The sequence below is a fragment of the uncultured Thomasclavelia sp. genome (assembly GCF_944324745.1).
GTDB lineage: Bacteria > Bacillota_I > Bacilli_A > Erysipelotrichales > Coprobacillaceae > Thomasclavelia.
Genome location: NZ_CALUXO010000060.1, coordinates 1 through 22339 on the forward strand (window position 1 = coordinate 1; position 22339 = coordinate 22339).

22 protein-coding genes, 1 pseudogene and 1 other annotated feature are annotated in these 22339 nt (G+C 30.9%); all 23 genes and pseudogenes read left to right on the forward strand.

Going from position 1 to position 22339, the window contains the following annotated elements; genetic code table 11:
- On the forward strand, positions 1-297 hold a 297-nt coding region (locus tag Q0K54_RS07790; protein WP_374011454.1), incomplete at its 5' end, for a hypothetical protein.
- Positions 298-531: 234 nt separating this feature from the next.
- On the forward strand, positions 532-1359 hold the full coding sequence (locus tag Q0K54_RS07795; protein ID WP_294579904.1) for a MerR family transcriptional regulator: 828 nt from the start codon (positions 532-534) through the stop codon (positions 1357-1359).
- A gap of 83 nt (positions 1360-1442) precedes the next feature.
- A complete protein-coding gene (locus tag Q0K54_RS07800) occupies positions 1443-2477 on the forward strand; it encodes a dihydrodipicolinate reductase (RefSeq protein ID WP_294579905.1) in 1035 nt (344 codons plus the stop codon).
- Positions 2478-2591: 114 nt separating this feature from the next.
- Complete coding sequence (locus Q0K54_RS07805) at positions 2592-2723, forward strand: hypothetical protein (RefSeq protein WP_294579907.1); 132 nt, start codon at positions 2592-2594, stop codon at positions 2721-2723.
- 81 nt (positions 2724-2804) lie between these two features.
- Positions 2805-4406, forward strand: a complete 1602-nt coding sequence (locus Q0K54_RS07810; RefSeq protein ID WP_294579909.1) for a recombinase family protein — start codon at positions 2805-2807, stop codon at positions 4404-4406.
- 46 nt (positions 4407-4452) lie between these two features.
- Positions 4453-4545 (forward strand): annotated as a pseudogene (locus Q0K54_RS07815) (FtsW/RodA/SpoVE family cell cycle protein); the annotation flags it as partial.
- 28 nt (positions 4546-4573) lie between these two features.
- A complete protein-coding gene (gene murG / locus Q0K54_RS07820) occupies positions 4574-5650 on the forward strand; it encodes an undecaprenyldiphospho-muramoylpentapeptide beta-N-acetylglucosaminyltransferase (RefSeq protein ID WP_294579911.1) in 1077 nt (358 codons plus the stop codon).
- A gap of 9 nt (positions 5651-5659) precedes the next feature.
- A complete protein-coding gene (murB, locus tag Q0K54_RS07825; protein ID WP_294579913.1) occupies positions 5660-6574 on the forward strand; it encodes a UDP-N-acetylmuramate dehydrogenase in 915 nt (304 codons plus the stop codon).
- Positions 6575-6577: 3 nt separating this feature from the next.
- Positions 6578-7342, forward strand: coding sequence for a cell division protein FtsQ/DivIB (locus Q0K54_RS07830; protein WP_294579914.1), 765 nt, complete (start codon positions 6578-6580; stop codon positions 7340-7342).
- A gap of 87 nt (positions 7343-7429) precedes the next feature.
- Positions 7430-8689: a cell division protein FtsA gene (gene ftsA, locus Q0K54_RS07835; RefSeq protein WP_294579916.1), complete on the forward strand. Its 1260-nt coding sequence runs from the start codon at positions 7430-7432 to the stop codon at positions 8687-8689.
- Positions 8690-8728: 39 nt separating this feature from the next.
- On the forward strand, positions 8729-9826 hold the full coding sequence (ftsZ, locus tag Q0K54_RS07840; RefSeq protein ID WP_294579918.1) for a cell division protein FtsZ: 1098 nt from the start codon (positions 8729-8731) through the stop codon (positions 9824-9826).
- A gap of 46 nt (positions 9827-9872) precedes the next feature.
- Positions 9873-10646, forward strand: a complete 774-nt coding sequence (gene proC, locus Q0K54_RS07845; protein WP_294579920.1) for a pyrroline-5-carboxylate reductase — start codon at positions 9873-9875, stop codon at positions 10644-10646.
- 895 nt (positions 10647-11541) lie between these two features.
- A complete protein-coding gene (locus tag Q0K54_RS07850; protein ID WP_294579922.1) occupies positions 11542-12057 on the forward strand; it encodes an AAA family ATPase in 516 nt (171 codons plus the stop codon).
- A gap of 20 nt (positions 12058-12077) precedes the next feature.
- Positions 12078-13223 carry an AAA family ATPase gene (locus Q0K54_RS07855; protein ID WP_294579925.1) on the forward strand — a complete coding sequence of 382 codons (1146 nt, stop codon included), beginning with the start codon at positions 12078-12080 and terminating at the stop codon, positions 13221-13223.
- A gap of 143 nt (positions 13224-13366) precedes the next feature.
- Complete coding sequence (locus Q0K54_RS07860) at positions 13367-14104, forward strand: sigma-E processing peptidase SpoIIGA (RefSeq protein WP_294579926.1); 738 nt, start codon at positions 13367-13369, stop codon at positions 14102-14104.
- Positions 14104-14799 carry an RNA polymerase sporulation sigma factor SigE gene (sigE, locus tag Q0K54_RS07865; protein ID WP_294579928.1) on the forward strand — a complete coding sequence of 232 codons (696 nt, stop codon included), beginning with the start codon at positions 14104-14106 and terminating at the stop codon, positions 14797-14799. The genes Q0K54_RS07860 and sigE overlap by 1 nt, the downstream gene beginning before the upstream one ends.
- 48 nt (positions 14800-14847) lie before the next feature.
- The gene (locus Q0K54_RS07870) at positions 14848-15624 is read left to right on the forward strand and encodes a SigB/SigF/SigG family RNA polymerase sigma factor (protein WP_294579930.1); all 777 of its coding nucleotides are present in this window, start codon (positions 14848-14850) and stop codon (positions 15622-15624) included.
- 24 nt (positions 15625-15648) lie between these two features.
- A complete protein-coding gene (locus tag Q0K54_RS07875) occupies positions 15649-15888 on the forward strand; it encodes a YlmC/YmxH family sporulation protein (protein WP_294579932.1) in 240 nt (79 codons plus the stop codon).
- A gap of 100 nt (positions 15889-15988) precedes the next feature.
- A complete protein-coding gene (locus Q0K54_RS07880) occupies positions 15989-16420 on the forward strand; it encodes a cell division protein SepF (RefSeq protein ID WP_294579934.1) in 432 nt (143 codons plus the stop codon).
- Positions 16421-16449: 29 nt separating this feature from the next.
- Positions 16450-17208 (forward strand): RNA-binding protein, encoded by a 759-nt coding sequence (locus Q0K54_RS07885; protein WP_294579935.1) that lies wholly within the window; start codon positions 16450-16452, stop codon positions 17206-17208.
- A gap of 12 nt (positions 17209-17220) precedes the next feature.
- Positions 17221-17685, forward strand: coding sequence for a DivIVA domain-containing protein (locus tag Q0K54_RS07890; protein ID WP_294579937.1), 465 nt, complete (start codon positions 17221-17223; stop codon positions 17683-17685).
- Positions 17657-17857 (forward strand) — a binding site (T-box leader). (Overlaps the previous gene by 29 nt.)
- Before the next feature lie 48 nt (positions 17858-17905).
- On the forward strand, positions 17906-20635 hold the full coding sequence (gene ileS, locus Q0K54_RS07895) for an isoleucine--tRNA ligase (protein WP_294579939.1): 2730 nt from the start codon (positions 17906-17908) through the stop codon (positions 20633-20635).
- A gap of 327 nt (positions 20636-20962) precedes the next feature.
- The gene (locus Q0K54_RS07900) at positions 20963-22210 is read left to right on the forward strand and encodes a D-alanyl-D-alanine carboxypeptidase family protein (RefSeq protein WP_294579941.1); all 1248 of its coding nucleotides are present in this window, start codon (positions 20963-20965) and stop codon (positions 22208-22210) included.
- The last annotated feature ends 129 nt before the right edge of the window (positions 22211-22339 follow it).

A 22339-nucleotide genomic window follows, 5' to 3' on the forward strand; every position in this document is an offset into this window, starting at 1 on the left:
AGCAAGGCTGGAAATGAACATGCCCTAGTGATGATTACGATCAAAGATAAAGAAGGGCATTATGATAATCAGGAGATTCAAAAGGAATCGAAGCGACTTAAGGACTTGATGCAAACTAATCTAAGAAAGAGCGATATTTTTAGTCAGTATAGTCTGACGCAGTATTTCATGCTTATTCATGCACCAAAGTTAAGTGGAATCGAAAGTGCTGTCAATCGGATCATCAATTATTTCAATGATGAAAAACAAAATGATAGTATTTATTTAGAAAATAAAATTGAAAAAGTTACTTTTTAAACTATCAAGACTATAAACAGATTGGGTTTATAGTCTTTTTTTATTTCTACAACCAAAACTCTTACATTATATCTAACTTCTTATTATTCCTACTAAATCAATTTTCCTTTATTTTAACAACTTAAATTATTCCTTTGATAAGATAAAAATAGTCAATATTTTACTAAAAACTCTATATCTACAATAGAGTTTTGATGTTAAAATATTAACAAGAAAAACAAAGTGGGTGATAAAATGGAAAAACTTAGTATAGGAAAAATGGCTTCCTTAAATAATACTACCATTCAAACATTAAGACTATATGATAAAATGGGTATTTTAAAACCGATATTCATCAATGAAGAAACTGGTTATCGATATTATGATATTAAACAATGCGCCAAGCTTGATATGATCCAGTATATGAAAGCAACGGGAATGGAACTAAAAGAAATCAAAGATGTTTTTGAACATCAGGATATTTCTTTATTAAATGAAGTATTAAGAAAGCATTTAACCCAGCTGGACCAGCAAATCGAGGCATTAAAGTTATCTAAAAAAGCGATAACTCGAATGAGCGATAGTTTTGATCGTTATCTAAAATCACCTAAAGATGGAATGATTACTTTAGAGTATATTGAAGAAAGAAAAATCTATTATTCATATACTAATACTAATTTTTATGATTATGGAATTGAAGTTTATGAAAATCTTTTAAGAGAATTAAAACATGAAATGAAAAAAGTCGCTTTACCAAATATTTATTATTATAATGCTGGAACGATCATTTCTAAAGAAAACTTTATTAAAAAGCAATTTATCTCTAATGAATTATTTGTCTTTGTCGATGAAGAGATTTTTGAATATCCCCAAATCAAGACCTTAGCTAGTGGTATGTATGTTTGTATGTATTGTGATGACTTTGATAAAGAAAAGGAATATATAATGCAATTATATCAATATATTGAAGACCATCATTATCAAATTACTGGTGATTATATTTGCGAAGTCATCAGTGAATTATTGATGAACGATAAGAAACGACAAATGTTTATTCGCCTGCAAATTCCAGTTAAATTTTAATAATCGATTGACTCTACTATGACAATAGGGATTAGAATAAAAGTATAGAAAGAAGACATAATAAATAAACGGAGGCGATAAATATGAATAATGAAAAAATTCGAGTAGTTCAATATGGTTGCGGAAAGATGGCTAAGTATACCATTCGTTATCTTTATGAAAAAGGAGCGGAAATTGTTGGTGCCATCGATGTTAATCCAGATATTGTCGGTATGGATATCGGTGATTATGCTGAGTTAGGTTTTAAAACTGGTATCAAGATTTCTAGTGATGTTGATGAAGTATTAGATAATTGTGATGCTGAAGTGGCGGTAGTAACCTTATTTAGTTTTGTTGAAGATTGTTATAAGATGTTTGAAGATTGTGTTAAACGGGGTATTAATGTGATTACTACCTGTGAAGAAGCAATTTATCCTTGGACGACTAATCCAGCTTTAACTAATCGCTTAGATCGTTTAGCTAAAGAAAGTGGCTGTACGATCGTTGGTAGTGGAATGCAGGATATTTTCTGGATCAATATGGTTAGCCAGGTAGCTGCTGGATGTCATACGATTAAAAAGATTGAAGGAGCGGTCAGCTATAATGTTGAAGACTATGGATTAGCCCTAGCTAAAGCACATGGAGCGGGATTTACGCCAGAGGAATTTGAACGTGATGTGGCTCATCCTGAAGAAATAGTGCCTTCATATGTTTGGAATTCTAATGAATCATTATGTAATCGTTTAGGCTTAACAATTAAATCTCAATCACAAAAATGTGTCCCATATTTTTATGATAGTGATCTGTATTCTCAAACTTTAGGAGAAACGATTCCTAAAGGAAATTGTATTGGAATGTCAGCTGTGGTTACGACTGAAACAAATCAAGGGATCACAATTGAAACCCAATGTATTGGTAAAGTGTATGGACCTGATGATGGGGATATGTGTGATTGGAAGATTATTGGAGAACCAGATGTTGAATTCCATGTGGTAAAACCAGCAACAGTGGAACATACATGTGCGACGATCGTTAATCGAATTCCAAGTGTTTTAAATGCTCCAGCGGGTTATATTACTGTTGATAAATTAGATGAAATTAGTTATTTAACTTATCCAATGCATTTATATGTAGAATAATATTTTAATGATTACTTTTACTTGGTTTAAAGGAAGTAGATTTTTCTACTTCTTTTATTTTATCCTGGTCTTTTTTTATTTATGTTTCGTAAGGATTAATAGAGGTGATAAAAAATGACTAGAAAGCAAAATAAAAACTTTACCATTAAATATAACTATTCATTAGTAAAAGATGATCTGATTAAGATTTTGGAACAAAGTTTTATTCAATACTATCAAACGACCATAAAAGAAAAGTCGATTTAAGTCGATTAAAAGTAATCATCCTAAAAGATAATTTTATGCTATAATACATGCGATGATGCTTTATTAATTAGGGAGGATAAAGTGTTAAATTCATCAAATAATAATTTTTCAAATTATCAAGTAGCGGCTTATGAGCGTTTATCCAAAGAAGATGATGGTTGTGATGAAAGTTCATCAATTGCCAGTCAAAAAATGATCATTGAATCTTTTGCCAAGTTTAATAATTTTACGATTATTAAACATTACTTTGATGATGGTTTTACCGGTTCTAATTTTAAACGTCCTGGTTTTCTAGCCTTAAAAGAAGATATTGAAGCCGGTTTGATTAATTGTGTCATTGTCAAGGATTTATCGCGTCTAGGAAGACAGTTATATGAAACCGGTAATTATATCGAAGAATATTTTTTATCAAAGCAGGTTCGTTTTATTGCCATTAATGATGGTTATGATTCTGAAATCGGAGATGCGATGTTAGGTATTAGATTGAGTGTTAATGATCTATACTTGCGAGATACTTCCAAGAAAATTCGAACTACTTTTGATGTTAAAAGAAAAAAAGGGGATTATATTGGTTCTTTGGCTAAGTATGGTTATCAAAAAGATCCTAATAATCCTAAACGATTGATTCCTGATCATGAAGTGGCCTGGGTCGTTGTCTTGATTTTTAAATGGCTGGCTAGTGGTGTGGGAACCAGTGTTATTGCTCAAAGGCTGACAGAGCGAAAGATTGCTATTCCTTCGATTTATAAACAGGAACATCGTTTATCTAAACAAGAATCGTTAAATGAAGGAAAGGGCATCTGGCGGCCCCAGACAGTTAGAAGTATTGGCAGTGATCAAATGTATCTAGGGCATATGGTTCAAGGCCGGTGGAAGAAACTGAGTTATAATTCGAAAAAACTAATTGAATTACCGGAAGCTAAATGGATTATTGTCAAAAATACCCATGAACCCTTAGTTTCTAAAGAATTATTTGAGCAAGCCCAGCTTACTTTAAATAAAGCGAAGAAATATCGGGCTCGAAAAGAAAAACAGTATTTATTGCAAGGCTTGCTGAAATGTCATGAATGTCAGCACAATATTAGTATTTATCAAAAGAAAAATAAATATAGTGTTTCTTTAACGACAGAATGTAATTATTATTCAAAATATAGCAAATACCATCTTTGCACGAGTCATCGTCTTAATTATCGATTATTAGAAGCCGAAATATTAGCTTTTTTAAAAAATATTGGAACTAAAATAGTAGAAAATTATGATATCGAGTTATTAGTTGATAAATGTCTAGCTTTAAAATCAACTGGAAAAAACCAGCTACAAGAGCATTTAAAGCAACTGGAACTGGAATTAAAAAAGGTCCAAAATATTTTAACTCGTTTATATGAAGATCGTTTAAATGAAGTTATTTCATTAAATCAATATACTTTGATGGCTCAAAAATACGAGCAGCAGCTATCTGTAATTGAAAATAAGTTGCAAGAGGTAAAAAAACAGTTAAACAAGATCGATGATCATAATAAAAGTGAAAAGAGAAAACAGTGTGAAGATATAGTGATTAGATTTATGAAATTTGAAATAGTCAGTCATGAACTGATGTATCAGTTAATTGAAAAAATTGAAATTGATCAAGATAAAAATGTTGAAGTGTTTTTTAAAGCAAATTTACAAAAATATCTTGATTAACACATTAAATAATTGGTAGTATCGTAATCACCTTGTTACAGGGGTTACATTGCCATTGATGTCTTATGGCGGGTCGTCATTAACGATCACATTAATTGCCATGGGATTGGTATTAAATATTTCAAAATCAACTTATTAATGGTATACTACTACTTAGAGGTGAGAAAATGAAAGTAATCGTTGGAGCTGGAGGTACAGGAGGTCATTTATATCCTGCTTTAGCTTTAGTTGAATATATAAAAGAAGTAGAACCAGATAGTCAATTTTTGTTTGTTGGAACGAAAGATCGGTTAGAATCAGAAGTAGTTCCCAAAATGGGATATGACTATATTGGTTTAAATGTTAGAGGTTTAGTTGGAAATCCAATTAAAAAAGGTATTGCGGCTTTAATTTTTGTAAAGTCGATTTTTACGGCTAAAAAAATAGTTAAGAAATTCAATCCGGATATCGTCATTGGCTTTGGTGGTTATCCAAGTGCCAGTATTGTCGAAGCGGCAGCCCGTTTGGGTTATAAAACAATGATTCATGAACAAAATTCGATCATCGGTTTAACTAATCGAATTTTAGTTAAAAGTGTCGATCGAATTGTTTGCTGCTATGATAAAGCTTATGAAGCTTTTCCTAAAGAAAAGACTTATAAATTAGGAAATCCTCGAGCTAGTGTCATCGCTAAAATTGAACCAAAAGATATTTTCAGTAAATACAATTTAGATAAAAATAAACCATTAGTAACTATCGTAATGGGTTCTTTGGGTTCAAAATCAGTTAATGAAAAAATGATAGAATCATTAAAAACTTTTGAAAAAAAGGATTATCAGGTGTTATATGTAACAGGTAAACCTTTTTACCAGGAAATGTCACAACAATTAGGTAATTTAAGTGCTAATGTTAAATTAGTACCTTATATTGATGACATGCCATCAGTATTAAAAAGTACAACTTTAGTTGTATCCAGAGCCGGAGCTTCAACGCTTGCTGAAATTACGGCAGTTGGAATTCCATCAATTCTAATTCCTAGTCCTTATGTTGTGGCTAATCATCAAGAATATAATGCTTTGGAATTAGCCAACAACAATGCAGCTATGATGATTTTAGAAAATGAATTAAATAGCCAGGATTTTGTTAAACAGGTTGATGAAATTATCAACAATCAAATGTTACAGGAAAGTATGAAACAAAATGCTAAGGCATTAGGTAAACCTAATGCCTGCCAAGATATATATCAATTAATAAAAGAAATGTAGGAGATAGAAATGAATTTTTCTCAAATAAAAAAGGATTTAGAAACTTTAGATGTTGGAGCAATGATTGAAGATGAGCCAATGTATAAACATACTACTTATAAAGTAGGAGGGCCAGCTCGCATCTATTTAAAGGTAAAAGATATTGCAAGTTTAGTTAAAACGATTAAATATTGTAAAGAAAATGATGTTGATTTTATGGTTATTGGTCGCGGATCTAATCTTTTGATCAGTGATCGTGAATATGAAGGAATTGTTATTTCATTAAACGAATGTTTTAATCAAGTGGAAATAAAAGATAATATCATTAGGGCTCAAGCTGGAGCCTTGATGATTAATTTGGCCTATCAGGCCGCTAAAGAAGGACTTAGCGGTTTTGAATTCATGGGAGGAATTCCCGGATCAATCGGTGGTGGCATTTATATGAATGCTGGTGCCTATAAATATGATATTGCCAGTGTTGTTAAAAGTGTTACGTTATTAGATGAAAATTATCAGGTAGTAACTTATGATAAAGATCAGATGAAGTTTTCTTATCGCCATTCAATTTGTCAGGAAAACCGTAATCTAATTGTTTTAGAAGCTCAGTTTGAAATGACTAAAAAAGCTCCTGAAGAAATTAGAGCGGTATTAGATAAACGAAAAGCTCGTCGGATGGAAACGCAGCCATGGGATAAACCAAGTGCTGGTAGTGTATTTAGAAATCCTGAAGACCGTCCAGCTTGGAAGTATATTGACGATTGTGGTTTAAGAGGGTATGAAATTGGTGGTGCTTCAATTTCCAGCAAGCATCCAAATTTTATCGTCAATAATGGTTATGCCAGTGCTAAAGATATTTATGATTTGATTATGTTAGTTCAAACAAAAGTTTATGAAAAATTTCAGATTAAATTTAAACGTGAAGTAGAGTTAGTTAATTGGGAGTAGATTATGGCAAAGGAGCAGCAAAAAATAATTTATAATTATTATGATCAAGAACAGGTAAAAGCTTATAATCGTCAAATTAAAGCTAAAAAAAGAAGAAGACGGCGCATAGCTTTAGCTATTATTATTCTTATTGTTTTAATTGTGGGATTTTTTATTAGTGATTATAGTCGGTTACAGACAATTACAGTTACTGGTAATGAAAAAGTAACTACCGAAGAAATAATCGCTGCTTCTAATATTCAACTACATCATGATTTTACTTTTTTTACTAGTTTAGATAGTGCTAAAGAAGCAATCGAAAATACTTCGTTAATTAAAAGTGCCACAGTAAGCAAAGATTTATTTGGTAATGTTACTATCTCAGTTGAAGAAGCAGAGCCAATTGGTCAGGCAACTATTGATGGTTCTTTATATGTTATTTGTCAAACTGGTCGTGTAGTTCAAGATACAACGGGAAATTTAAGTAATTTTGTTCAAAGATGTCCGGTTATCAGTGGTTTTGATTTAGATCATTTTAAAGCTTTTGCCAGTGAGTTTGCCAGTTTACCAACACAGGTAATCAACCAGATTTCTGAAGTGCATTATGCACCAGAAAATGTAGTCGATACCCGTTGTGAATTTATTATGGATGATAGTAAAGTTTTATATGTTTTATATGATGATATGGCAACGCAGTTAGCTAATAATAACTATTCGACGATCATGGAACAGTTCCCTGATCAAAAATACTATGATTTCTGTGGTAAATATGTTTATGCATATAATTAATTTTTTAATTCGAGGTAGCTTAAACTAGTTTAAAAATTGCTGTATTTATGCTAAGATTGTATATATACTAAGAAAAGGGGATACGTGATGAAAGATATTTATGCTGTATTAGATATCGGAAGTGCAACTTTGAAGTTTTTAGTTGCCGAAATAAATAGTATTAACGTAAATGTACTTTTTGTCAAAACTGTTCCAAGTCATGGAGTAAAAAAAGGTACTATAGAAGATGATCGTATCTTAGCTAGAGACATAAAAAAATTAATTGAAGAAGCAGAAAAATTTTTAGAAACAAAAATTACGAGTGTTGCTTTAACGATTCCAACGATAAAAGCTAAATTATATCAAAGTGATAGTAGTATCAGCTTATCAGAAGAAGGTTCTAAGATCACTAGTGAAGATATTGTTCGGGTCTTACGGCTTTCTGCCAAGTTTAAACGCTCGAAAGATGAAGAAGTTGTTTCCATTATTCCAGTCCGTTATCATAGTGATAAAGGCGCTACAACTGAAGCTCCATTAGGGGAAGTATCTAGAAACTTGATTGTGGATTCTTTAATTATTACAACTAGTAAAGAATTATTATATCCATATATTTCAGTCGTAGAAAAATGTGGAATTGAAGTACTTGATATTACTATCAATGCTTTTGCTTGTGCTAATGAAGCATTTGATGCTGTCTATTTACAAGAAGGAGCATTGTTGATTGATATGGGACACAAAACGACAACAGTGTCTTTTTATAAAAATGGCTATTTACAATATTTGACAGTCTGTCAAGTTGGTGGTTATGATTTTACCCGTAAAATAGCGCAAAATATGCAAATTTCGATGAATCAGGCGGAAACCTATAAAATTAAATACGGTTCTTTAGATGTTGATAAGGGTCAAAATGATATTATTCATACAACCTCATCAAAAGATGGTAATCGTGATTTTACGCAACAGGATCTAGCTGATTTATTAAATGAAACGGCATATGAAGTAATGAATAAAATCAAAGAAAAAATCGCAGTTATTGAAGATATTGGAAAATATGAAGCTTTGATCGTTGGTGGTGGCGGTGAGCTGGAAATGCTTGATGATGTTGCTAGTCAGGTTCTTGACTGCTCAGTTCGTCGTTATCGTCCTGATACGATTGGAGCTCGAGAGATGTCATTAGTTGGTGCCATTGGAATGGTTTATTATCTGATGGAACGCAAAAATGTAATTGGTAATTATACGCCATCGTTAGTATTGCCAGAAGTTACTAATACAATGGCGATTAGATTTAAGGGACTGACAAAGTCAGCTCCTAAAAATCAAGGAAAGAAAGTATCTAAAATTTTAGATTCGTTTTTTAGTGAAGATTAATTTAGTGAAGATTAATATAAAAAGAGAGGATATATTGTCATGAGTGAAGAATTAGGATTTGAACAAGTTGCTAAAATTAAAGTAATTGGTATTGGCGGTGGCGGTAATAATGCTGTAAATCGAATGGTAGAAGAAGGAGTCGAAGGAGTCGAATTCTATGTTGCTAATACAGATTTACAAGTGTTAAGACGTTCACCAGTAGAAAATAAAATTGAATTAGGTCGTGATTTTACTAAAGGATTAGGAGCTGGAGGTGACCCTGAAAAAGGGAAAAAAGCGGCTTTAGAATCTGAAAATGAAATCCGTCAAGTTTTAGATGGTGCCGATATGGTATTCATCGCTGCAGGAATGGGTGGTGGAACTGGAACCGGTGCTGCACCAGTTTTTGCTAAAATTGCTCGTGAATTAGGAGCTTTAACGGTTGGGGTTATCACTAAACCATTTACTTTTGAAGGAATGAAACGTAAAAAACAGGCGATTGCTGGAATTGAAGAATTACGAGCTAATGTCGATTCAATTATTACTGTTTCTAATGACCGTTTGTTACAACTTATCGGTGGTCGTCCAATGCAGGAAGCTTTTAGAGAAGCTGATAATGTGTTACGTCAAGGAGTCCAAACAATCACTGATTTGATTGCTATTCCAGCTTTTATCAATCTAGACTTTGCTGATGTTTCAGCAGTTATGAAAAATCGTGGTAATGCCTTGATCGGTATTGGAATGTCTTCAGGTGATGATAAGGCTAAAGAGGCTGCTAAACGAGCTATCTCTTCACCATTACTAGAAGTATCTGTTGCTGGAGCTAAAGATGCTATCATCAATGTTACAGGTGGGCCTAACATCTCATTATTTGATGCTAATATTGCTTTAGAAACTATTTCTCAAGAAGTTGGAAATGATATTAATACATACTTAGGGATTGCCATCAATGAAAACTTAGATGATGAAATCATCGTAACGATCATCGCAACTGGTTTTGAAGATGCCAGCGAAGAAGAAATGGAACCACGGACCAATGTTTTAAAGAAAAAAAATGATGGTGATGTTATCCCATCAATGGCTCGTTTTGAAGAAGAAGACGATGATGATGAAAATGATGACTTCCCACCTGCATTTATTAAAAATAGAAGAATCTAATAAGCTAACGATTGTTAGCTTATTTTTTAAATAGGAGGTAAAAGTGATGAAAATTGGATTTATTGGAATGGGAAATATGGCTGGTGCTATTGCCGGAGGTATTGTTAAAAGTGGTTTTATTGATGGAAAACAGGTTTATGCTTTTGATATCGATGAAACTAAGTTAGAAAATGTTAATAAACAATATGGTATTAATAGCTGCCAAAGTGAAGTAGAATTAGTTAATCAGGTTGATTTAGTTATTATAGCTGTTAAACCTAATATCGTTGAAAGTGTCATTGATAAAATCAAACAAGCATTAGATAACAAAGCCATTGTTTCAATTGTTGCTGGTTACGATTTTGAACGTTATAATCAACTTTTACTAAAAACAACGCGGCATTTAACGGTTATGCCTAATACACCAGCTTTAGTTTTAAATGGAATGACGTTGCTGGAAAAAGAAAGCTCACTTACAGAAACCGAATTTGATTTTACTAAAAAAATGTTTGAAAGTATTGGGGAAGTGGTAATTTTACCAAGTTATCAAATGAAAGCCGGTGGCGCAATTAGTGGTTGTGGACCAGCATTTGTTTATATGTTTATTGAAGCAATGGCTGATGGTGGCGTTGATTTAGGATTACCTCGTGATGTAGCTTATAAACTGGCAAGCCAAACAATCATTGGTTCGGGAATGATGCAAAAAGAAAGTTCTTTACACCCAGGAATCTTAAAAGATCAGGTTTGTTCCCCAGGAGGTATTACGATTAAAGGCGTTGCTACCCTTGAAGAAAATAATTTTAGAAGTGCAGTAATTAAAGCAGTAAAAAATTCAAAATAACGAATATTATTAGATAAAATTTGCACCTATCAGTAAGAATTTTGGTTGCTATTGGTATTGATTGAGTAAAAAATGTGTGATAGAAATAGATTAGTTTGACTATACCAAATAGATGAAACAATGATTTGTAATTATGTAGTGAAGTCATATTTTTTGCCTAGAATGTCTGATGTTGGATTAGATATTGACAGTAGAAAATCTAAACTGCTTTCTAAAGAAGATATTCTAATAATAGCGAAAAAGCACAGGATTAAACTTAAGCGAAATCAATGAACATATCAGTATTGTAAAATAGTAAGATGCAGACATAAAATCGATGAGAGCTATTTGTGGTGGTAAAATTCGTTGTACACTCTTTGGGTCAAAAGAGCTGCAGGAGAGGCGACGTCTGCCAATGGTTTCTCATCGATAATTAATATGATGAAATGCAAATAAAGAAGATTATGATCGATATTACAAAATACTATTTCTGCAGATCATTTTCTATGAAATTCATTTAAAAAATATTGATAGTTTTTTAATTTGAAACTAGGGTAGGTTAATCTTTTATAAAATATCAGATATTTATATATATAAGTTGCGAAAAATAAATTTCTAAAACGAAAAGTTAAATTCCACTTTAGATAAATAAAAGTGGAATTTAACTTTTCGTTTTAGATTAAATAAATTGAATTTATAAGCAAATGATAAACATAGAATAAAATGATACAATATTAAAGAGGCAGGTATGACATGAAAATCTACGTTTTTATCAAATTTTTGCTTAACAAGATTTTTATTTTTTAAAATTAACATCTACAATAAATCTCATTGTGCTCATCTTTTTATTGTTTAGAGATCTGTTGTTAAACACTATAATTTAGATATAAAAACTACTAAAGAAAGGAAAAAGATTATGAAACGGATAACGACTGGTACTAAAAACTTTAAAGAATTCTTTGATAATAATTATTACTATGTTGATAAGACAATGCTGATTGAAGATGTCATAAGTGATAAAGTTATTTTCTATACCAGACCAAGAAGATTTGGTAAGACATTAAATATGAGCATGCTTTATTATTTCTTTTCCAATAAAGAAAAAGATCATGCTTATCTATTTGATGGATTAGATGTTTCCAAACATCAAGAACTGATGATCCATCAAAATAAGTATCCGGTTATCTTTATTAGTTTAAAGGATATGCAAGCTTTAAATATGGAAGAACAAAAAAATCAATTTTCTTTTTTAATTTCATTTTTAATTAAAGGATTTCCAGAATTGTTAGATAGTCCTAAATTGGATGATGATGACAAATATCGATTGGATAAACTTAAAACTTCAAAAGGTTCACTCTATGAATTAAAAAATAGTTTATTTTTAATCAGTCAATGTTTGTATAAGTATTATCAAAAAAAGTCATTATTCTAATTGATGAATACGATGTCCCATTGCAAAGTGCTTATAATCATGGTTACTATGATGAAATGGTTGATTTTTTAAGAAGTGTTTTTTCATCAGCTCTTAAAACTAATGATGCTTTAGAACGAGGAATACTTACTGGTTGTTTAAGAATAGCTAAAGAAAGCATTTTTACTGGTCTTAATAACTTTACAGTAAGACCAATAACAAGTCAGTACGCTGCTGATTGTTTTGGTTTTACCCAAAAAGAAATCGATGAGTTATTAACTTATTATCATTTAAATGAAAAGCGTGATGAAATAAGAAACTGGTATGATGGCTATTTGTTTGGTGATCAAGAAATTTATAATCCATGGAGCACTCTTAATTTTATTAAAGAATTGTTGGGAAATACTCAATATCATGCCATATCTTTCTGGGCCAATACCAGTGGTAATGACCTAGTCAGGATGTATATTGAAAATGCAACACCAACGATGAAAGAAGAATTTGAACAATTGATCAATGGCAAAAGTATCATTAAAAAGATAATTCCAGAACTGACTTATCGTGAGATGAGCTTTGAAAGTTCCATGAATGATGATATCTACAGTTTTCTATTATTTACTGGTTATTTAAAAATCAAAGCTAAAGTTTATAATCATGATCAGTTAGTAGAAGATACTTATGAATTGGTCATTCCTAATCAAGAAGTTAAAAAGATTTATGAAAACATTTTTATGAAATGGTTTGATTTATACAAAGCCAAACATGATACAGCCTTTATAAAATCGTTGGTTGAGGGAGATGTTGATAAGGCCAATCAGATATTACGAGATGTGTTATTACAAAGTATCAGCTATTATGATAATTATGAAGCTTTTTATCATGGATTTATGGTAGGATTTTTGAAAGCTGGAGGTTATACAATAAAGTCTAATCGTGAAAGTGGTGAAGGAAGATTTGATCTGGCAGTTTTACCACCAAGTATTTTTGACAGGGCAATAGTAATCGAATGTAAACATTCAAATAAGATGAAAGATATCCGGAAAGATAGTCAAATAGCTGCTAAACAGATAATTGATAAAAAATATATTGAGGGATTACAAGAAGAAGGATATGAAGATGTAATTGGATATGGAATCTCTTTTTATCAAAAACAGTGTTTGATTACAAAGGCAAAAGACAATTCATGATTGAGTTGTCTTTTTGTCTAGATCTTTAATGATGATTATATTTGGAAAATTGATAATAATTACTACTTTTTAACCCTTTGAGTAGAAACCTTTCTTGACATATTTTTGCTTACTAGTTTGCTATGATGATTAGGGGTGAAAAGATGGAGGTTTATATTGAGCTGACTTATTTAGTTAATTTTATGTTGATTTTATTGGCAGTAGAAATGATGGCGATATTGTTGAATAAAGAAATATCGTATCAAGATGTTTTTAAACAGAGTTTTTATTTAAGTATTGTAGTCTTGTTGTTATATGTTGATCAACATAGTTATTTAATTTTTGTAATTTGGGCAATTATTTTAGGATTATTGTATCGAAAGCAGGTTTTTTTATATTATCCCGTGTTTTTATTTGGCTATTTTTCTTTAGTTCATTTTTGCAGTTCTTTAATTAAAGATGCTTTTATTTATAATGGAATCTTAATTACACCGATTGATGTTAGTTATTTAGGATTATTTGTGGTTGCTTTATTGACGACTTTGATTCAGGCAATGTTTATTGTTTATTTAAAACGAAAAGTAAGAATTAATGATTATTTATTTGATTTAGAACTGCTTTATCACCAGCATAAGTATTTTTTAACTGGTTTTTTAGATAGTGGTAATGAAGTATATTATCAGGGATTTCCTTTGATTTTAATCAAACGAAGTATTTTTGATGATTATCAGCCAATCGATGTTTTATCATTACATGATTTTCAAAATATTGAAATCGAAGTAATCAAACTCGATTATCTTTTAATCAATAAACAGAAATTAGATAATATTTATGCCGGAATAATAAATAATATTCAATATGATTGTCTGTTGAATAAAGCGCTGATGGGAGGAATACTATAATGATCAAGTTTATTTTAAAACTTATCAATAAAACTAAATATCTTTACTATATTGGTCGTCACGATATCTTGCCGCCACCATTAAAAGGCCAGGAAGAAAAAGAAGCCATGGAAAGATGGATGCAAGGTGATGAATCGGCTCGTGATTTACTGATTGAACATAATTTACGATTAGTTGTTTATGTCGCTAAAAGATATGATAGTAGTCAAAACGGTGGCATTGAAGATTTAATTAGTATTGGAACGATTGGTCTAGTTAAAGCAATTAATACGTTTAAACCAGATAAAAATATCAAGCTGGCGACTTATGCTTCTCGCTGTATTGAAAATGAAATTTTGATGTTTTTACGTAAGAATAATAAATTGCGCCATGAAATTTCTTTAGATGAACCTTTAAATATTGACTATGATGGCAATGAGCTATTATTATCAGATATTATTGGTACTGATGATGATGTAGTAAAAAATGAATTAGAGCAAAATGATCAAAAAGCCATGTTTTATGAAGCATTTAAAGATTTATCAAAACGGGAAAAAGAAATCCTGGTTTTTCGCTATGGCTTAATGAATTATGATGAATTAACCCAAAAGGATGTAGCTAAAATGATGGGAATTTCGCAGTCATATATTTCTAGATTAGAGAAAAAAATTATAAAAAAATTAAGAAATAAATTAAATTATAATGAGATAAAATAAGTATAATTTTGTCATATTTGCTAAAAATAAAGTTGAAAGAAGGCAAATATGAGTAATTTTCAGATTATTTTAAATGGTTATCATGAACCAAAACGAAAACTTTCAACTAAAGAAACTTATCGTTTGATTGATCAATATCAAGCGACTAAAGATCCAACAATTAAAGAACAATTAGTAAATGATAATGTGAAATTAGTGCTTTCAATGACTAAACGTTTTTATGGTCGTGATAGTAGTGGTGAAGATTTATTTCAAGTGGGAATTGTTGGTTTGATCAAAGCGATTGAAAATTTTAATACCAGTTATGGATTACAGTTTTCAACCTATGCGGTTCCTTTAATAATTGGAGAAATGAAACGCTACTTACGCGATAATCATCAAATTAAAATTACTAGATCGATTCGGGATCTAGCTTATAAAGTATTAAAGATTAAAGATAATTATTTATCTAAATTAAATCGAGAACCAACGGTCAAGGAGTTAGCTGATGAATTACAAGTTGATCCGGGTGAGGTCGTTGAAGCACTATTATCAACTAATAGTATAACTTCTTTACAAGATGAAGTAAAAAATGATGATGGTAATAATTTAAAAGTGATTGATTCATTAAAAGATGAAAAAACAGATGTATCTAAGACTAATCAAAATATTGATTTATATGATGCTTTAAATCATTTAAATCAAAAAGAGCATCAGATTATTCAACAGCGTTATTTTGAAGGATTATCACAAAGTGAAATTGCTAAAGAGCTGTTTATCTCACAGGCTCAAGTTTCCAGAATTGAAAAAAAGGCTCTCAACAATCTACATAATTACTTAAAATAAAGCATATATTTTAATGGTGATTAAATGAGATTTGTAGAATTACAGTCAAAAGATGTTGTTAATGTTACTAATGGCTGTAAAGTCGGCTTTATCAGTGATGTGGAAATTGACTGGTGTACTAGATGTATTCAAGCGATAATTGTTGAAAAATGTAATTTTTTTAAACTTTTATGTTTTTTTAAAGAAGCCCCGTCGATTGTCATACCCGTTGAATGTATTGTCAGTATCGGTGGTGATGTTATTTTAGTGTCTCTTGAAGGCTGAAAATTTAAATTTTTATTTTTAAGTTGCTTTAATAATCCTTTTATGATATGAATTATTATGTTATAATGGATTAGAAATAAGTTAAGGAGGTTTATACTTCATGGGATACGGACAAAAAGTAAAAAAATGGTTTTTTGACGAAGACGGTGACGAAGTTGAAGAATATGAAAATGTAGAAATTGATACAGAACCAAAAACTAGTTTATTTGAACAAGCTAAGTTTTCTAAAACAAGTGATGCAATTAAAGCTTTAAATGCTAATAAAGATAGTCAATTAATTCTATTTGAACCTCGAGCATTTGCGGAAACTCAAGATATTGCTAATTATTTAAAATTAAGAAAAGCAGCAGTCGTAAATTTACATCGTTTACAAAAAGAACAATCTAAACGAGTTGTTGATTTCTTAAGTGGTGTTATCTATGCTATCGAAGGTGATATTCAAAGAATTGGACCTAGAATTTTCTTATGTACACCTAAAAACATCGGAGTTTCTGGATCAATTGATTTAGATGATGAAGAAGCTGAAGAATAAAGTATTAGCTAAGCTAATACTTTTTAATTGTGTTAGAGCATTTTAAAGGTGAAGAAGTCTTTGTTAAAAAGGTCTTAGAATACAAAGATCAGGCTTTATATAAACAAAGACTTGTCTTAACGAAGTTTTTAAATCCTTATCATCAATCAATTATCCACTCTATTATTGGAAATCAAGATGACTTAATTGTAAAAGCCTCTGGTGGGATGGCTAATTGTGAAATGCAAAGAGTAATCATTGCGCCATCTTTTTACATCTTAGAAGATAGTGATTTTGAAATTGCTTTAATGAAAATTACTTATGCTAAAGCTTTTGGTAAGCTAAGTCATCGGGATGTACTAGGAGCGTTGATGTCAGTAGGAGTAAAAAGAGAATTATTTGGCGATATCTATGAATATGAAGATGATTTTTATGTGGCAATCGATAAAAAGATCTATGAATATGTTAAGGATAATCTTACTAAGATCAAACGCAGTAAAGTTAAAATTACTCTAAGCGATGAAACAATTGCGATTGAACATCACTATAGTGTTAAGACATTTATCGTTTCTTCATTTCGACTAGATAAAGTAATTGCCACTTTATATGGGATCCCTAGAAGCAAAGCTGCCAGTTATATTCGCTCAGGTTTTGTAAAAGTTAATCACAAAGAAGTTGAAGAAATAAATTATTTGTGTAATAATAGTGATATAATATCGTTAAGACGACATGGAAGGGTAAAATTCGTTGATACTAAACGTTTGACGAAACAAAATAACCATGTAGTTGAGGGGTATTTTTATCAGTAAAGGAGTGAGACAATGAGCGAGTTTAAAAAACAATTTAGGGGCTATAGTATTCATGAAGTCGATTATCAAATAAACGACTACCAGCAACAAATCGATAAGTTAAAAAATCAGGTTGCTAGTTTATCAAATGAATTACAGCAAGTTAAAGAACAAAACTCATTGTTACAACATCGGGTTAATATTACTGAAAAGACTAACGAAGAAATCGCTCGTTTAGCTTTAAAAGAAGCAAGTGAATTAATTGATAAAGCCAAACGTAATGCCAATATGATTTTAAAAGAATCGCTGGATTATGTTCGTAATTTATCAACGGAAATGAACGATTTTAAAGATCAGGCGATTAGATTTAGAGCTTCAGTTCAAAAGATGTCCCAAGATATCTTAGATACGATCGATAACTCTGAAGTTTATAATCTGATCAATGAAGATCAAGAAGATGAAGAAGAAAACAAATACGATGAAGGAGACAGTTTATAATAAGATGTTTCTAGAGAGCCAATGGCTGGTGGAAATTGGCAACTATTATTATAATGGATCACTCTGGAGTAGCGCCTTGAAAGAAGTAGGGGTGGCCGTTAATCGCGTTAAGATGTCAAGTGCATGTTAAAAACATGAATTAAGGTGGTACCGCGGTTTATTCGTCCTTTTGTATAAAAGGACTTTTTTATTTTATTAATTAATTTAAGGAGAGAAAGCAATGAATTACAAAGACACTTTATTGATGCCTAAGACTGATTTCGAAATGCGTGGGAATCTTCCTAAAAAAGAACCTAAGTATGTCGAACGCTGGCAAGAGGCAAACATGTATGAAAAAGTAATTGAACAAAACAAAGGAAACGAAGAATTTATTTTCCATGATGGTCCACCATATGCCAATGGTAATATGCATATGGGACATATGTTAAATAAAGTTATCAAAGACGTAATTGTTCGTTATAAAAATATGCAGGGAATCTATACTCCATATATTCCTGGTTGGGATACTCATGGTTTACCAATTGAAAATGCAATCCAAAAACTAGGGGTAAATCGTAAAGAAATGTCAACTGCTGACTTTAGAGAAAAATGTAAAGAATATGCTTATGAGCAAGTTGCAAAACAAAAAGAACAATTAATCAGAATGGGAACTTTTGCTGATTATAAACATCCATATTTAACATTGATGCCGGAATTTGAAGCTAACCAAATCGATGTTTTTGCTAAAATGGCGATGGATGGATTGATCTTCAAAGGATTAAAACCAGTATACTGGTCACCATCAAGTGAATCAGCTTTAGCTGAAGCGGAAATTGAATATCATGATATCAAATCTCCAGCTATTTATGTAAAATTCCAGGTTAAAGATGGAAAAGGAATCTTAGATAATGATACTTATTTTGTTATCTGGACAACAACACCTTGGACCATTCCTGCTAACCTAGCTATCTGTTTAAATGCTAACTTTGTTTATGCTTTAGTGCAAACTAATCAAGGAAAATTAATTGTTTTAGATGAATTAGTTGATGATTTAATGGCTAAATTTGAAATCACTGATTACCAGGTAATTCAACACTACAAAGGTAGTGAATTAGAAATGATTACTTGCAGCCATCCATTATATGACCGGGAATCATTAGTTATCTTAGGTGATCACGTTACTACTGATGCTGGTACTGGATGCGTTCATACGGCACCGGGATTTGGGGCTGATGACTTCTATGTAGGTCAAAAATATGGTTTACCAGCTTATTGTAATGTTGATGAACACGGATGCATGATGGAAGATTGTGGTGAATGGCTAGCTGGTCAATATGTTGATGATGCCAACAAAACAGTTACTTTAAAATTGGATGAATTAGGAGTTTTATTAAAATTAGAATTCATTAAACATAGTTATCCTCATGACTGGAGAACTAAAAAACCAATCATCTTTAGAGCAACTGATCAATGGTTCTGTTCATTAGATAAAATCAGAGATAAATTATTAAGCGAAATTGATAAAGTTAACTGGTTAAATGAATGGGGTCATATTAGAATCTATAACATGATCAAAGAACGTGGTGACTGGTGTATTTCACGTCAAAGATCTTGGGGAGTTCCAATTCCAATTATCTATTGTGAAGATGGTACACCAATCATGGAAGAAGAAGTCTTTAAACATATTTCTGATTTATTTAGACAATATGGATCAAACGTTTGGTTTGAACGTGATGAAAAAGATTTACTTCCTGAAGGATATACTAATGAACATTCACCAAATGGTATCTTCAAGAAAGAAAAAGATATTATGGATGTTTGGTTCGATTCTGGATCAAGTCATACTGGATGTATGATTGAACGTGGTTATCGTTACCCAGTTGATTTATATTTTGAAGGTAGTGACCAATATCGTGGATGGTTTAACTCTTCATTGATCGTCGGTACTGCCGCTCATGGTCAAGCACCATATAAAACAGTATTATCTCATGGATTTGTTTTAGATGGTAAAGGAAATAAAATGTCTAAATCATTAGGAAATACTGTTGATCCAATTAAATTAGTTAATCAATATGGAGCTGATATTGTTAGACTTTGGGCAACTTCAGTTGCTTATCAACAAGATGTACGTATTTCTAATGAAATCATGAAACAAATTTCTGAAAACTATCGTAAAATCAGAAATACGATGCGTTTTGTTTTAGGTAACTTAAATGATTTTAAAGAAGTTGATCTTGTTGCCGTTAATGATTTAAAACCAGTTGATTTATTTATGTTAGCTCAGTTAAATGATTTAATTGATCAATATAATGAAGCTTATGAAAATTATGATTTTGCAGAAGCTAATCAATTAATCTTAAATTACTTTACTAATTTATTAAGTTCATTCTATATGGACTTCACTAAAGATATCTTATATATTGAAAAAGCTGATAGTTTAAGAAGACGTCAAGTTCAAACAGTATTATATTATCATGCTAAAACAATGATGAAATTATTATCACCAGTATTAGTTTTCACTAGTGAAGAATTACATGATCATTTCCATTGTGATGAAAATAAAGCTGAATCTGTTTTCTTAGAACCAGCTGCTAAAAAAGTTGTCTTAGAAGATAGTGAAAAATTAAAAGATTACTTCAATCGTTTCTTAGAATTACGTAAAGATGTGTTAAAATCATTAGAACAATTACGTAATGATAAAGTAATTAAATCAAATATGGAAGCTAAAGTAACTATCTCATTAAAAGATGGATATCAGGATATGGCTGATTTAGCTGATGAATTAAAACAATTATTCATCGTTGCTAAAGTTAATTTAGTTGATGATCAAACATTAGAAGAATTTGACAGTGCTTATATCAAATCAGAAAAATTCAATGGACATCAATGTCCACGTTGCTGGAATTATTTTGATGAAGATGAAATGGAAGGCGAATTATGTCATCGCTGCCATGAGGTTGTCAATGGATAAACGGAGATTTTCTCCGTTTTTCTTTTTTTGTGATTTATTAGACAAATAAAAATGCAGTTATTTACCTAAATGTATTAAAAAGAAACCAATTTATCGATTTATTTATTAAAATGATATTGTTGAAATAAGTCGAAAGTGATAGAATATAACAGAAAATGAAGAGATATCAACTAACGACAATTCAATGTTTTAGCTTATTGATATGAGGGGTATTATTTTATCTGGCACTTTTTAAGTTGCTTTTTTTATCCTTAATAAGTGCAATTTAAAATAGGTTTATTATTTTTAGCTAATACATCAAGACTAAAGCCAAGGGAGGACAATAGGATGGTTAAAAAATTGTTAGTTATTATAATGGTGGTCATGAGCATTTTTATGGTAAATAAACCAGTTAATGCGATGGAAAATAGTGAACCAATTGCCACGCTTTCATGTCAATACGCAGTATCGATCGATGCTAAAACGGGAATGGTTTTATATAATAAAAATATGGATGAACGGATGTTTCCAGCAAGCATGACTAAAGTAATGACAGTTATTGTTGCTTTAGAAAATATGGATGATCTTAATACCCAGACAGTGATTACTCAAAGTGATATTGATACAGTTTGGGAAACAGGGGCTTCTTCAGCTAATTTTGAAGTTGGTGAAACAGTTACTTACGAGGATTTACTTTATGGGGCTATTTTACCAAGTGGTGCTGATGCTACTAGAGCTTTAGCTAATAATCTTTGTGGTTCTCAAGAAGCTTTTGTTGATAAAATGAACGAACTGGCAGCTAAGATTGGTTGTCAGGATACTCATTTTGTTAATACAACTGGGATTCATGATGATAATCATTATACTACTGCTCATGATATGGCTTTAATTGTTCAATATGCGATTCAAAATGATAATTTTAGAGAAATCTATGGACAACGTTATCATACATCTTCAAATGGTTTGCATCAGTGGGTCAATAAATCAATTTATAATGCTCGTCGCTCTGGGATTAATACAGATAGTATTTTAGGATGTAAAAGTGGTTATACTAGTCAGGCTCGTAACTGTTTATCAAGTTTAGATACAGTTAATAATAATGAAATAATTACGATTGTTGCCGCTAGTTCTAATGAAACTAGAAGCAGTGGAGCTGTTTGTGATACTTTGGATATTGTTAATTATGTTGGACAACATTACACTTTACAAAATATTTTAACTGCAGGAACTGAAGTAGAAAGTTTAGCAGTCGATTTAGCTAAAGATGATCAGCAAATTCAAATTACAAATCAAAATGACGTAGCAGTATTTTTACCAAATGGTGTTAGTGTTGATCAATTAGATTATCGTTATTCTTTTGAAAAACTTCAGGCACCAGTAAAAGAAGGAACTAAAGTAGGTAGTTTGGAAGTTTATTATAATGATTATTTATTGTATCAAGAAGAATATCTAGCTAATACAGCCATTGAAAAAGATACTGTTAAACAAGTAACTAAGAGTGTAACAGATTTTATTTTTCCTTATGGTATTGCTATTGTTTTAGTAGTAATTTATATTTTGATTTTAAAATTTAAACCAAAAAGAAAAAGAGCTTAAATGCAATGTCATTAAGTTAAGATGATAAAATTTTAGCCAGGAATTATATGTAAATATATTTTTCCTGGTTTTTAATATTTATTCAAGCTAAAAAAGTGTAGTCTTGAAACTACATTTTTCAAGGTATAT

What these genes read in the sequence shown, in the direction of transcription:
- Q0K54_RS07800 (WP_294579905.1), top strand. Translation starts at nt 1,443, where the DNA reads ATGAATAATGAAAAAATTCGAGTAGTTCAATATGGTTGCGGAAAGATG.
- Q0K54_RS07900 (WP_294579941.1), top strand. Translation starts at nt 20,963, where the DNA reads ATGGTTAAAAAATTGTTAGTTATTATAATGGTGGTCATGAGCATTTTT.
- Q0K54_RS07795 (WP_294579904.1), top strand. Translation starts at nt 532, where the DNA reads ATGGAAAAACTTAGTATAGGAAAAATGGCTTCCTTAAATAATACTACC.
- Q0K54_RS07890 (WP_294579937.1), top strand. Translation starts at nt 17,221, where the DNA reads ATGAGCGAGTTTAAAAAACAATTTAGGGGCTATAGTATTCATGAAGTC.
- Q0K54_RS07805 (WP_294579907.1), top strand. Translation starts at nt 2,592, where the DNA reads ATGACTAGAAAGCAAAATAAAAACTTTACCATTAAATATAACTATTCA.
- Q0K54_RS07880 (WP_294579934.1), top strand. Translation starts at nt 15,989, where the DNA reads ATGGGATACGGACAAAAAGTAAAAAAATGGTTTTTTGACGAAGACGGT.
- ileS (WP_294579939.1), top strand. Translation starts at nt 17,906, where the DNA reads ATGAATTACAAAGACACTTTATTGATGCCTAAGACTGATTTCGAAATG.
- murB (WP_294579913.1), top strand. Translation starts at nt 5,660, where the DNA reads ATGAATTTTTCTCAAATAAAAAAGGATTTAGAAACTTTAGATGTTGGA.
- ftsZ (WP_294579918.1), top strand. Translation starts at nt 8,729, where the DNA reads ATGAGTGAAGAATTAGGATTTGAACAAGTTGCTAAAATTAAAGTAATT.
- ftsA (WP_294579916.1), top strand. Translation starts at nt 7,430, where the DNA reads ATGAAAGATATTTATGCTGTATTAGATATCGGAAGTGCAACTTTGAAG.
- Q0K54_RS07850 (WP_294579922.1), top strand. Translation starts at nt 11,542, where the DNA reads ATGAAACGGATAACGACTGGTACTAAAAACTTTAAAGAATTCTTTGAT.
- sigE (WP_294579928.1), top strand. Translation starts at nt 14,104, where the DNA reads ATGATCAAGTTTATTTTAAAACTTATCAATAAAACTAAATATCTTTAC.
- murG (WP_294579911.1), top strand. Translation starts at nt 4,574, where the DNA reads ATGAAAGTAATCGTTGGAGCTGGAGGTACAGGAGGTCATTTATATCCT.
- proC (WP_294579920.1), top strand. Translation starts at nt 9,873, where the DNA reads ATGAAAATTGGATTTATTGGAATGGGAAATATGGCTGGTGCTATTGCC.
- Q0K54_RS07875 (WP_294579932.1), top strand. Translation starts at nt 15,649, where the DNA reads ATGAGATTTGTAGAATTACAGTCAAAAGATGTTGTTAATGTTACTAAT.
- Q0K54_RS07830 (WP_294579914.1), top strand. Translation starts at nt 6,578, where the DNA reads ATGGCAAAGGAGCAGCAAAAAATAATTTATAATTATTATGATCAAGAA.
- Q0K54_RS07870 (WP_294579930.1), top strand. Translation starts at nt 14,848, where the DNA reads ATGAGTAATTTTCAGATTATTTTAAATGGTTATCATGAACCAAAACGA.
- Q0K54_RS07860 (WP_294579926.1), top strand. Translation starts at nt 13,367, where the DNA reads ATGGAGGTTTATATTGAGCTGACTTATTTAGTTAATTTTATGTTGATT.